We start from the raw sequence: 11,834 nt of genomic DNA on the forward strand, positions 1-11,834 counted from the left end.
CTTTTATAAAAGTTTAATCACAAAATCACAATATTATTATTTTCGAGAATAAACACAATCTCTCGGAAGTCAACAATAGCAGGTGTTTCAGTAAAGGATTGAGCATATACTTGAGCTCAATAAAAAAAGCCTCGAATATCTTATTGATAATCAAGGCTTTACAAAGTATAAAAAGTGGTCCCACATGGACTCGAACCATGGACCACCTGATTATGAGTCAGGTGCTCTAACCAACTGAGCTATAGGACCATTGACAATTGTCAATCTCTTTATTACTAAAGAGTGTGCAATATTACTACATATTTTAAAACTCTACAAGAAAAATAAACCGTTTTAATCCTTTATATCTTGACACAGCTCAATTAAAACTCCATTTGTGGATTTTGGATGTAAAAAAGCAATCAATTTATTATCCGCTCCTTGCTTTGGTTTTTTATGAATCATGGTAAAACCTTCTGCCGTTAAGCGTTGTATTTCCGCTTCAATATCATCAACGGCAAAGGCTATGTGGTGCATGCCCTCTCCTTTTTTCTCAATGAATTTAGCAATTGGACTCGCTTCATTGGTGGCTTGGAGTAATTCAATTTTATTGGGTCCACATTTAAAAAAAGACGTTTTCACACCTTCGCTTTCCACATCTTCAATCTTATAATGCGCTTCACCAAATAAGGCTTTAAAAAGTGCATTCGATGTTTCTATATCCTTTACAGCAATTCCTATATGTTCTATCTTTTTCATCATTCTGACTGCAAAAGCAGGTATTTCTTTTATTCAGCACTCAAAATTATTAGTGCTATTTATCATTTTCTACACTCAAAAATAAGATAATCCTTAAATATCCTCTACTTTTGCAAACGATTAGTTATTATAATCATCATGGAAGAATTTACACAAAGACAGAAAAAAATAGGAGGTATCCTCCAACAAGATTTAGCAGAGGTATTACAAAAAGCAGCGACTGATGGTGGTTTGCGAGGCGTTATCATTTCTGTAAGTAAAGTGAATGTGACCACAGATTTGTCTGTAGCTAAGGTCTATCTTAGTATTTTTCCTAATAAAGAAGCGAAACCGTTATTAGAAGGTATTAAATCTAATAAGCCACTTATTAGACACGAGTTATCCCAACGTACACGTCACCAATTAAGACGTATGCCGCAATTAGAATTTTTTATTGATGATTCTTTAGAATATATTGATGGTATTGAACGTTCCCTAAAAGGTGAGGACAACCCTCTAGAAAACCCTGATTTATTAGGTAAGCGTAAAAAATCTTAAGTGAATTTCCCTTTATATATAGCAAAACGTTATCTGTTTTCTAAAAGCAGTAACAATGCTATTAATATAATGACCTTAATTGCTTCGGGTGGAGTGATTATTGCTTCAGCAGCACTATTTATTGTCCTGTCTGTATTTGCGGGCTTAAAAGATTATAGTCTTAATTTTTCCACATTTGTCGATCCTGATTTAAAATTAATTCCTACAACAGGAAAGTCATTTCAATGGTCTGAAAAGGATAATGCTTCCCTCTTAAAAATTGAAGGTATTGCTGTATCTTCTGAAATCATAGAAGAACGTATTTTCATTAAAACTGATAATAAAAACCAAATTGCCACATTAAAAGGCGTCGATAAAAATTACTCAAATGTTACTAGCATCGACTCTATGGTAACCAAAGGTAATTGGATCACTCCTAATAGCACTGAAGTTGTTTCTGGCTGGGGAATTTCTAATAATTTATCCTTTGGTGTTCTAGATTATATAAAGCCTCTTTCGTTTTACGTTCCTAAGGTTGGAAAAGGTCAAGCCACCTCTATTCAAGGGTATTATAATTCGGTTTATGTGACTAATGTTGGCCTATTTGATATCAATGAGCAGTTTAATAATAATTATGTGTTTTCAGATATTAAACTCGCCAAACAATTACTTAGTTACAAAGATGATCAACGCAGTGCTATTGAGATAAAATTGAATCCTGATGCGAATGAAGACCTTATCAGATCTCAAATTGAAACTGCCTTCGAAGGTAAATTCAATATAAAAAATAGAGCCGAATTGAATGATGCCTTATTCAAAATGTTGAATACCGAAAACCTCGCTATTTACCTCATCTTCACTTTGGTAATTATTATTGCTTTATTCAATGTTATTGGTGCCATTATTATGATGATTTTAGACAAGAAGAAATCACTTAACACCTTATTTCATTTAGGTGCAGAAACCAAATCTATTAAGTCTATCTTTTTTCTACAAGGTAGTCTAATGACCATTGTAAGTGGGATTATTGGCGTTACAATAGGTTTAATTATTGTTTTTTTACAGCAAAGTTTTGAATTAGTAATGTTAACTCCAGACCTCGCTTATCCTGTTCGTCTTAGTTTCTTTAATGCCATCGTTGTTTTAGTAACAATTTTTGCTTTCGGTATTATGGCTTCTAAAATTGCTTCTCAACGCATTACACCTAGTTTAATAAAGAGTTAATTTTTAAACGCGAATTTATAGTGATTTATTCGAATAGATTAAGGGCTTAAACTGAGTTGTACAACGTTTACATGGCGATTAGCAGATAATAATTAAGAAGGCGATTTTTAAAAGTCATCATAATCAACTTATCCGCTCTGCGACTTTGCGAGAATTATAGTTGCACATCGTTATTCTGATAAAAAACAAACCATAACTAGAGTTTCCCTTTTTAGAATCTAGTTTTTGTTTTTATTGAAACTTAAGTTTAGCCTTTTCTACTCAAACTGATAATCAGAAAACTTGTCTAAAACTTCATCAAAAGCTGCAAAAACGTCTTTAGAGTCGTCGCTTGTTACCATTTTCATGCGGTATTCTTTAAAGTGTGGAATTCCTTTGAAATAATTGGTATAATGTCTACGGGTTTCAAAAACACCAAGAACCTCACCTTTCCAATCAATAGCCATTTGTAAATGTCGTCTCGCGGCTTCCACGCGTTCTGCTAAAGAAATAGGTCCTAAATGTTCACCGGTTTCAAAAAAGTGCTTTACTTGTTTAAAAAACCATGGGTTTCCTATAGATGCGCGTCCAATCATAGCTCCATCTAAACCATAAGAATCACGCATTAACATCGCTTTTTCAGGCGTATCTACATCACCATTTCCAAACACAGGAATATGCATACGAGGATTATTCTTTACCGCTGCAATAGGTTTCCAGTCGGCATCTCCTTTATACATTTGTGCTCTGGTTCTACCATGAATAGAAATCGCTTTACACCCCACATCTTGTAGACGTTCTGCTACTTCTACGATTTTTATAGAATCGTGATCCCAACCCAATCGGGTTTTTACGGTTACAGGTAGGTTGGTGCGTTTTACCATTTCGGCCGTTAACTGTTCCATGAGACAGATATCTTTTAAAATACCTGCTCCTGCACCTTTTGATACTACTTTTTTAACCGGACAACCAAAATTGATATCGATGATATCTGGATTCGATTTTTCGACAATATCAATAGTTTGCAGCATGCTTTCCATATTGGCACCAAAAATCTGAATCCCAACCGGTCGTTCTTTTTCGTAAATATCTAGTTTCATAACACTTTTAGCGGCGTTACGGATTAAGCCTTCACTAGATACAAACTCGGTATACACCACATCGGCTCCTTGTTCTTTACAAAGTGCTCTAAATGGTGGATCGCTTACATCTTCCATAGGTGCTAAAAGCAGTGGAAAATCTGGTAATTCTATGTCTCCTATTTTAACCAAGTGTATAAATTTTGATGCAAAATTAAGGTTTTTATTAATCTTTGTTTACTGCTTTTACAAACTATGCAAAAAATGAATTATTTTTTAATTCGTATTTTTAACAAAAACCTACTTATTATGAAAAAGACCCTACTTTCATTTTTCATAGCATTTGCTATCCTTACCAATTGTAACGTCATTGATGAATTAACTAAATTCGATTTAGATTATCAAACAAATTATACTGTTGCTCCTACAGTTTTAATCGATACTCCTTTTAGTGTAGATACACCTGATGTGACTACAGAATCAGAATCTTCTTTTGAAAACAATAACACTCGAAAAGATTTAATTGAAAGTATAAAATTGAAAACTATAAAAATGACTATAGAGAGTCCTGAAGATGGTAATTTCAATTTTTTAAAAGAAATCTATGTGTATATCAATGCCGATGGACTAGAAGAAATAGAAATTGCAAATACTATTATTTATGAAAATACAAACTCTAATGTTATAGAATTAGAGGTATTAGGCCAAGAATTAAAAGCCTATCTTAAAGAAGATAATTTTAATCTAAGAATTAAAACAATTACCGATGAAACCATTAACGAAACTCATAATATTGTAGTTGATACAAAGTTTAGAGTCGATGCTAAAATTTTAGGTGTTTAGATTAAATATCGGTTTTAAAACTGAACTTTAGTTGCAATTTCTTCCTCTCCACGTTTCACGGTAATATCAGCTTCATCACCATTGTCAAAAACAGATAAGGCACGCATGTAACTCATCATATCTGTAATAGTGCTATCTCCTAATTTAATAACCACATCTCCTTTTTGTAAACCTGCGTTAAAAGCTGGAGTATCTTCGCGAGTGCCATCTATTCGCATGCCTTTTCCATCGTATAAATAATCTGGCACCACTCCTAATCCCACTTTAAAACGTGGTGTTTCTTCACTTTCATTCTTTGTTTTACGGAACGCTAATTCTCCATTATCATCTAAATCGTTAATTATATCATAGATGTAATCTGAAATTAAATCCATGCCTTCATAATTCAACTTTTCAGCATCATCACCTGGTTTGTGGTAATCTTCGTGCTGACCTGTAAAGAAATGTAACACCGGAATGTCAATTAAATAAAACGATGTGTGATCACTTGGTCCTACTCCACTTTCATTTTCAACAATTTTGAATTTATCATTATTAGATTTCAAGGTTTGCTTAAACATTGGGGAAGTTCCTGTACCATAAACCGCTAAAGTACTATCGGCTTTCATTCTGCCAACCATATCCATATTTATCATATAGTTAATAGATTCAGTATCTAATGTTGGGTTTTTTGAAAAGTAATTAGAGCCTAATAAGCCCATTTCCTCACCAGAAAACGCAAGAAACAAATAGTTATTATTGTCCTTTATTTCGGACTGGTTATTCTTCACTTTTAATCGGCTTGCTAAATTGAGCATCACAGCCACTCCACTCGCGTTATCATCAGCTCCGTTATGGATAGCCTTTTCTTTACCTCTATAAAGAGAGCCTTCACCTCCAAAACCTAAATGATCGTAGTGTGCACCAATTACAATCGTAGTCTTAGCATTGTTGTCTATAAAGCCAATAACATTATGCCCTGTAATGGTACTGTCTGCATTGGTCGTAAATTCTACTTCACTGTGCGGATCTGTTTTAGGTTTGAACGAAAACGACTGTAAATACCCTTCCGTTCCTTTTGGTTGTACTCCAATCGCTCTAAAACGTTTTATAATATATTCCGACGCTAAAACTTCTCCTTGTGTTCCTGTTTGGCGACCTTCTAATTTATCATCGGCTAAAAATACCACATCTTCTTTGATGTTGTTTTCTGCAACTTTAGGTTCATTTTTACAAGATAGAAATCCTACTAAAATGAATAAAATCAATACTTTTTTCATGTCAGAATATATTTTTAATGTTTTATGAGAAAGCGGTTTTGTAGTCGAACAGTGAATTATTTATCCGCAGTATTTCGTCGCGTATTTCACCATTAAATCTTACTTTTGCACAAAATTAGGCATTAAATATCACTTATTATAATTCTTTATTATGAACAGAATCATTGCAGTTTTAATTCTATTGGTTACGTTTTCATCTTGTAAAAATGACCGCTCTAAAACATCTGACGGCACCGTTGAAACAACATCGGGAGCGACTAAAAAATATGATTCTTTAATCTATCCTGAAGAAGTTCATTTTAAGTCATTGAGACAAGTAACTTATGGTGGTGATAATGCAGAAGCGTATTGGAGTTTTGATGATAAGCAATTGGTGTTTCAATCTAATAATGTTAAATGGGATGTGGAATGCGACCAAATGTTTTTAATGGATGCTAACCAAACGTTTACAGATAGCATTGCTCCACCAATGGTAAGCACCGGAAAAGGTAGAACAACCTGTTCTTATTTTATGCCAGATAACAAACATATTATCTATGCTTCTACACATCTTGGTGATGAAGCTTGCCCAGACACACCACTTAAGAAAAACGGAAAGTACATTTGGCCAATTTATGATAGCTACGATATTTTTGTAGCCGATTTGGAAGGTAATATCGTAAGCCAATTAACTAACGAAGTAGGTTACGATGCCGAGCCAACTGTATCTCCTAAAGGCGATAAAATTGTATTTACTTCTACTAGAAGTGGCGATTTAGAACTATACACCATGAATTTGGATGGCTCTGACGTTAAACAAATTACACACGAATTAGGTTACGATGGTGGAGCCTTCTTTTCGCCAGATGGCACAAAATTAATCTTTAGATCCTCACGACCAAAAACAGAAGAAGAGATTAAAGAATATAAAGATTTATTGGCTGAAGGCTTAGTGCAACCAACACAAATGGAACTGTATATCTGTAATGCCGATGGATCTGATTTACGTCAATTAACCGATTTAGGAAACGCCAATTGGAGTCCATTTTTTCACCCTTCTGGAGAGAAGATTTTATTCTCGTCCAATTTTGAATCTGAACGTGGATTTCCTTTCAACTTATACTTAATTGATATTGATGGAAAGAATTTAAAACGTGTTACGCATAGCACTACTTTTGATGCTTTTCCTGTGTTTTCTAACGATGGAAAATACTTAGCGTTTTCTTCTAATCGGAATAATGGTGGAGGCCGTGATACTAATTTGTTTATTGCAGAATGGCAGGATTAACCAATATATTATACCTAAAGGAACAATTGTAAAAATCTTAAAAGCACTTTAAACGTTTATTGCCCTACTGCATATCTTTAAGGCGTTGACGCTCTTCTGCACTAGTTGCACGCTCGTTGGTGCTAAGTTTAGTGTTTCCAAAATTATAACGGAAACCTAATTTAATATATCTATTATCGATGTCAACAAAACTAGAGCTCGATTGGTTTAAATACCTTATAGACGTATCTTGGTCTTGTAGATCAAAAAAGTCTTCAACCGCTAGAGAAATAACTCCTTTTTTCTTAAAAATAGATTTAGAAATACTTAACTCTGAAACCAAACGATCTTCAACCGTTTGAAATTGTTGTAAGCTTTTACCAACCCAAGTGAACCCCAAACTTATGTTTAAACTTTGGTCTTCTAAAAACGCAAAACTATTGTATAAAACACTATAATTAGACCACTGGTCTTGTTCTACAAAGCCTTCACCAAAATTAGATTCTTCTGAAATATGATAGAATGAGGTCACAAAATAAAGATTCCAAGTACTGGTTGGATAATAATCGAAAAGAAAGTCAAAACCATACTCTATCTTTTTATCGAGATTTGTTGGTGTAAACGCAATGGTATTTGTAGCGTTGTTTTGACGTGGTAATTCTACGATATCGCCATCAAAATCCATATAATACGCTTCAACGGTGAAGTACTCTAAAAAATTGGTTCCTATTTTGTAATGATCTCTATACATTGGCATCAAATTAGGATTTCCCAATACCACTGTGTTTTCATTTAAAAAGAATGTAAAAGGATTTAAATCTGTATAACTTGGTCTTTCAATACTGCGTTTATACGTTCCATAAATTCTTGCTTCTTCTAGCAATTGATACGATAAACTTGCATTAGGAAACCAATCTAAATAGTCTTGCGTATTGGTTTCGATTAAGGTTAAAGATTCACCTTCAACATTAGTTTGTTCTACTCTTAATCCTAAATTAAAATTCCATTTACTCCAAGATTTTGCATAGTTAGTATAAGCTGCTAAGACATTTTCTTCATACTTAAACGCGTCTGTATTGTTAATATCTATTATTTCAGATGCACCAATAATATCATATTTTGTAATGTCGCTATCCGTATTTACATTAGAGTATTTTACTCCAACCTCAAAATTAGAGCTGTCATTAATCGGCAGACTATAATCCACTTTACCAGTTATAATATTGGTTTTTTGATTGGCATTGGTGTTGAACTCAGAACGGCCTTCAAATTGGTTATTAGTATCAAAATCATTAGTCAGTACATTTTGATCTCGTTCGTAATCGTAAATGGTATGATGAGCGTTAAATGATAGACTTGCACTATTATCAAAATCGTGTCTAAAAATTAAATCTGTTCCAATGTTGAATTTGTTATCTCTAGATAAATTATCAGCTGTAAAACGTGATAAGAAATTTAAATTTTCATCCGTAATATCGGTGTTGTTTTTTATCTTATATTTAAAATTAGGTGTATAAAGTCCTGTGCTAGTAAGGCTTATTGTGTTTTTGTCATTAATATAATAATCAAAATTAAGATTAAGATTATGGTTTTCTGTCCAGGAATTTCTATTGGTGTTTGAGGTCCAAATTTGATCAATTTCATTTGAATTGTCTAAATAATTCACCGTATCATCATGATCTCTGTTGATTTTCTGATTGGTATAATTATAATTCACATTTAAGTTCACCTTGTTATTTTTGAAATAATGGCTAGTACCAGCATTATATCTTGGAAAAACACCTTGTGTATAGTTAGTAAACACAGATCCTCTATAGCCTGTAACCAAGTTTTTACTCATTATAATATTAATCACAGATCCAGAATCGGCATCGTAACTCGCAGGCGGATTGGTAATCACCTCAACTGATTTTATACTATTAGCTGGTGCGCTTTCTAATAAGTTCATAAGTTCATCTGAAGTCAACTGCACCCGACGACTATTAATATAAACTGCAGCTGGTGCACTTTTAATATTTATACTCCCTTCAGACACAATAATGCCAGGCGTATTTTTTAAAACACTTAGTGTAGAACCTTCTGATAATGCCGTGTTTTCAACATTAAAAACTAGACGATCGGGTTGACGAGTAATAGTCGGTTTTTTAGCCACTACTGTAACTTCACTTAAACTTTCAGGAATATCATTAAGCAGAATAGTTTTTAAATCTAAATTGCCTGTAAGGATAATTTTTTGTTGAAAATCTTCAAAACCAAGATAGCTGATTTTGATATAAAATGTAGTTTCAGAGAGATTAATTAAATTAAAAAAACCTTTATCATCTGTTGATGTTCCTTTTAAATAATCACCATCTTCTTCTGTTAAAACCACAACATTTGCAAACTCAACTGGATTATTATTAGCATCCACAACACGACCCGAAACCGAATATTCCTGAGCAAGCGCTATATTTGAAAGCATAGAGATAACGACACAAAAAAAGAGGCGCAAGCGAATAATCATAAAATAGGTTTGACTGCAATATATAAATTGTTTTTTACATTATGTTGTGGTTTTACCGTAATTACTGCGGTTTATTTTGTTGAAATTGATACCATAAAGCACAAGAAATCGATTATACTTCTTAAGTATAACCTTAATTTTATAAACTTATAAAAAATGAAGATTTAGCTTCACTTCAGTAACCATTTCGTTAGTCTATAAAATTTATTTAATTCAAAACTTACAAAATTCAAATGAAAAAATTCATGTACTTTTGCCAATTAGTTATTGCCTTAGAAAAAAGACATGAAAAACATTCGTAATTTTTGCATAATTGCACATATTGACCACGGTAAAAGTACCCTAGCAGATCGTTTACTAGATGTTACAGGTTCTGTGACTGCTCGTGAACAACAAGCTCAACTTTTAGATAGTATGGACTTGGAGCGTGAACGTGGTATTACCATAAAATCTCATGCCATACAAATGGATTATGAGTATGAAGGCGAAAAATACGTACTTAATCTCATTGACACTCCTGGTCACGTAGATTTCTCTTATGAAGTTTCACGTTCTATTGCTGCCTGCGAAGGTGCCTTGTTAATTGTGGATGCTGCACAAAGTATACAGGCTCAAACTATATCTAATTTATACTTAGCATTAGAGAATGATTTAGAAATTATTCCGGTATTGAATAAAGTAGATTTACCAAGTGCAAATCCAGAAGAAGTTACAGACGATATTGTTGATCTTTTAGGCTGTGACCCAGAAGAAGTTATTCATGCAAGTGGAAAAACAGGCTTTGGTGTCGAAAATATTTTAAAAGCCATTATTGAACGCATTCCTGCACCAAAAGGTGATGTAAATGCTCCATTACAAGCTTTAATTTTCGATTCTGTTTACAATACGTTTAGAGGTATTGAAACTTATTTTAGAGTTTTTGATGGTGAAATTAAAAAAGGACAAAAAATAAAATTCGTTGCTACTAATAGAGAGTATTTTGCAGACGAAGTTGGAACATTAAAACTGACACAAATTGCTAAACAAAGTGTAAAAGCTGGTGATGTTGGGTATTTAATTACAGGAATAAAAACGGCTAAAGAAGTAAAAGTTGGTGATACCATCACTGATTTTGCCAATCCAACCACTAATATTGTTGAAGGCTTTGAGGACGTAAAACCAATGGTATTTGCAGGTATTTATCCTGTTGATACTGAGGATTACGAAGAGTTACGTAACTCTATGGAAAAACTCCAACTGAATGATGCATCCTTAGTATTTCAGCCGGAAAGTTCAGCTGCATTAGGTTTTGGTTTCCGTTGTGGATTCTTAGGTATGTTACACATGGAGATCATACAAGAACGTTTAGAGCGTGAGTTTGATATGACGGTTATTACAACGGTACCTAACGTATCGTATCATGCCTACACTAATAAAAACCCCGATGAGGCTTTTATTGTAAATAATCCAAGTGATTTACCTGAGCCAACAACCGTTAATCGTGTTGAAGAGCCATTTATTAAAGCTACAATTATCACTAAATCCGATTTTGTAGGTAACGTTATGAGTTTGTGTATTGAAAAACGAGGTATGATTGTTAATCAAACCTATTTAACGACAGAACGTGTAGAGTTAATTTTTGAAATGCCATTAGCAGAAATTGTTTTCGATTTTTACGATCGCTTAAAAACAGTTTCTAAAGGATATGCGTCTTTTGATTATTCACCAATTGGTATGAAAGTGTCAAAATTAGTACGTTTAGATGTCTTATTAAACGCACAACCTGTTGATGCGCTTTCGGCATTAATTCACGCGGATAACGCACACCATATTGGTAAAAAAATGTGCGAGAAATTGAAAGAGTTAATTCCAAGACAGCAATTTGATATTCCTATTCAGGCTGCTATTGGTGCAAAAATTATTGCTAGAGAGACTGTAAAAGCATTACGTAAAGATGTTACCGCAAAATGTTATGGTGGTGATATTTCTCGTAAACGTAAGTTACTTGAAAAGCAGAAAAAGGGAAAGAAACGTATGCGCCAAGTAGGAAATGTAGAAATACCTCAGCAAGCGTTTATGGCTGTTTTGAAATTAAATGATTAAACTATAGTTTATTCACAAGTGGCTCCAGCCATTTCTAACCCTTCAATAATATCATCTAAAGTATAACCTTCTGGAATATCTTCAGTAAATGAATAACCATCTGTAGTTGACGTATACGTGCCATCACCATTGTCACATACTTCAGTAAAAACGGTGAGATAATTACAGGTTAAACAATCAGAACCGGACGTTTCATTGTCACTGTCATCAGAAGAAGAACACGAAGTGAATCCCAATACCGCTATCACAGCAAAACATAAAATAAAATTTTTCATAAAAATCTGTTTTTTTGTTAATATTTTGACAAAAATGCAGATTTTTATGCGATTAAGAAAAAATAAATCAAAGAAAGCAGCATTTATTAG

10 protein-coding genes and 1 tRNA gene are annotated in these 11,834 nt (G+C 33.4%); 5 read left to right on the forward strand and 6 right to left on the reverse strand.

Features of this window, described 5'->3' with window-relative positions; translation table 11 throughout:
• Positions 1-175: 175 nt before the first annotated feature.
• Positions 176-249: transfer RNA gene (locus KO515_RS00640), tRNA-Ile, on the reverse strand.
• Positions 250-333: 84 nt separating this feature from the next.
• Positions 334-738, reverse strand: a complete 405-nt coding sequence (gene mce / locus KO515_RS00645; protein WP_215934449.1) for a methylmalonyl-CoA epimerase — start codon at positions 736-738, stop codon at positions 334-336.
• Between the two features lie 138 nt (positions 739-876).
• Between mce and rbfA the strand changes: the two genes are divergently transcribed.
• Together rbfA and KO515_RS00655 are read left to right on the forward strand one after the other, a co-directional pair.
• Entirely contained in the window at positions 877-1,275 is a 399-nt protein-coding gene (gene rbfA, locus KO515_RS00650) for a 30S ribosome-binding factor RbfA (RefSeq protein ID WP_178986437.1), read from the forward strand.
• The gene (locus KO515_RS00655) at positions 1,276-2,478 is read left to right on the forward strand and encodes an ABC transporter permease (protein ID WP_215934450.1); all 1,203 of its coding nucleotides are present in this window, start codon (positions 1,276-1,278) and stop codon (positions 2,476-2,478) included.
• 257 nt (positions 2,479-2,735) lie between these two features.
• Here KO515_RS00655 and dusB read toward each other — a convergent pair whose 3' ends face one another.
• Entirely contained in the window at positions 2,736-3,728 is a 993-nt protein-coding gene (gene dusB, locus KO515_RS00660) for a tRNA dihydrouridine synthase DusB (protein WP_215934451.1), read from the reverse strand.
• Positions 3,729-3,845: 117 nt separating this feature from the next.
• On the opposite strand from dusB, the gene KO515_RS00665 reads away from it, so the two are divergent.
• Entirely contained in the window at positions 3,846-4,379 is a 534-nt protein-coding gene (locus tag KO515_RS00665; protein ID WP_215934452.1) for a hypothetical protein, read from the forward strand.
• A 14-nt stretch (positions 4,380-4,393) separates the two neighbouring features.
• On the opposite strand, the gene KO515_RS00670 is transcribed toward KO515_RS00665, so the two are convergent.
• The gene (locus tag KO515_RS00670) at positions 4,394-5,638 is read right to left on the reverse strand and encodes a M28 family peptidase (RefSeq protein WP_215934453.1); all 1,245 of its coding nucleotides are present in this window, start codon (positions 5,636-5,638) and stop codon (positions 4,394-4,396) included.
• Between the two features lie 151 nt (positions 5,639-5,789).
• Here KO515_RS00670 and KO515_RS00675 point away from each other — a divergent pair, with 151 nt between their 5' ends.
• A complete protein-coding gene (locus KO515_RS00675; RefSeq protein WP_215934454.1) occupies positions 5,790-6,905 on the forward strand; it encodes a TolB family protein in 1,116 nt (371 codons plus the stop codon).
• A gap of 64 nt (positions 6,906-6,969) precedes the next feature.
• On the opposite strand, the gene KO515_RS00680 is transcribed toward KO515_RS00675, so the two are convergent.
• Positions 6,970-9,387, reverse strand: a complete 2,418-nt coding sequence (locus tag KO515_RS00680; protein WP_215934455.1) for a TonB-dependent receptor domain-containing protein — start codon at positions 9,385-9,387, stop codon at positions 6,970-6,972.
• A 285-nt stretch (positions 9,388-9,672) separates the two neighbouring features.
• On the opposite strand from KO515_RS00680, the gene lepA reads away from it, so the two are divergent.
• A complete protein-coding gene (gene lepA, locus KO515_RS00685) occupies positions 9,673-11,469 on the forward strand; it encodes a translation elongation factor 4 (RefSeq protein WP_215934456.1) in 1,797 nt (598 codons plus the stop codon).
• A gap of 8 nt (positions 11,470-11,477) precedes the next feature.
• On the opposite strand, the gene KO515_RS00690 is transcribed toward lepA, so the two are convergent.
• A complete protein-coding gene (locus KO515_RS00690) occupies positions 11,478-11,744 on the reverse strand; it encodes a hypothetical protein (protein WP_215934457.1) in 267 nt (88 codons plus the stop codon).
• Positions 11,745-11,834: the final 90 nt, after the last annotated feature.

The organism is Winogradskyella psychrotolerans, assembly GCF_018860545.1.
In the GTDB taxonomy this organism is placed as follows: domain Bacteria; phylum Bacteroidota; class Bacteroidia; order Flavobacteriales; family Flavobacteriaceae; genus Winogradskyella; species Winogradskyella psychrotolerans_A.

Coding starts and splice junctions, on each gene's coding strand:
- mce (WP_215934449.1), bottom strand. CDS start 738: ATGAAAAAGATAGAACATATAGGAATTGCTGTAAAGGATATAGAAACA.
- rbfA (WP_178986437.1), top strand. CDS start 877: ATGGAAGAATTTACACAAAGACAGAAAAAAATAGGAGGTATCCTCCAA.
- KO515_RS00665 (WP_215934452.1), top strand. CDS start 3,846: ATGAAAAAGACCCTACTTTCATTTTTCATAGCATTTGCTATCCTTACC.
- KO515_RS00670 (WP_215934453.1), bottom strand. CDS start 5,638: ATGAAAAAAGTATTGATTTTATTCATTTTAGTAGGATTTCTATCTTGT.
- KO515_RS00675 (WP_215934454.1), top strand. CDS start 5,790: ATGAACAGAATCATTGCAGTTTTAATTCTATTGGTTACGTTTTCATCT.
- KO515_RS00680 (WP_215934455.1), bottom strand. CDS start 9,387: ATGATTATTCGCTTGCGCCTCTTTTTTTGTGTCGTTATCTCTATGCTT.
- lepA (WP_215934456.1), top strand. CDS start 9,673: ATGAAAAACATTCGTAATTTTTGCATAATTGCACATATTGACCACGGT.
- KO515_RS00690 (WP_215934457.1), bottom strand. CDS start 11,744: ATGAAAAATTTTATTTTATGTTTTGCTGTGATAGCGGTATTGGGATTC.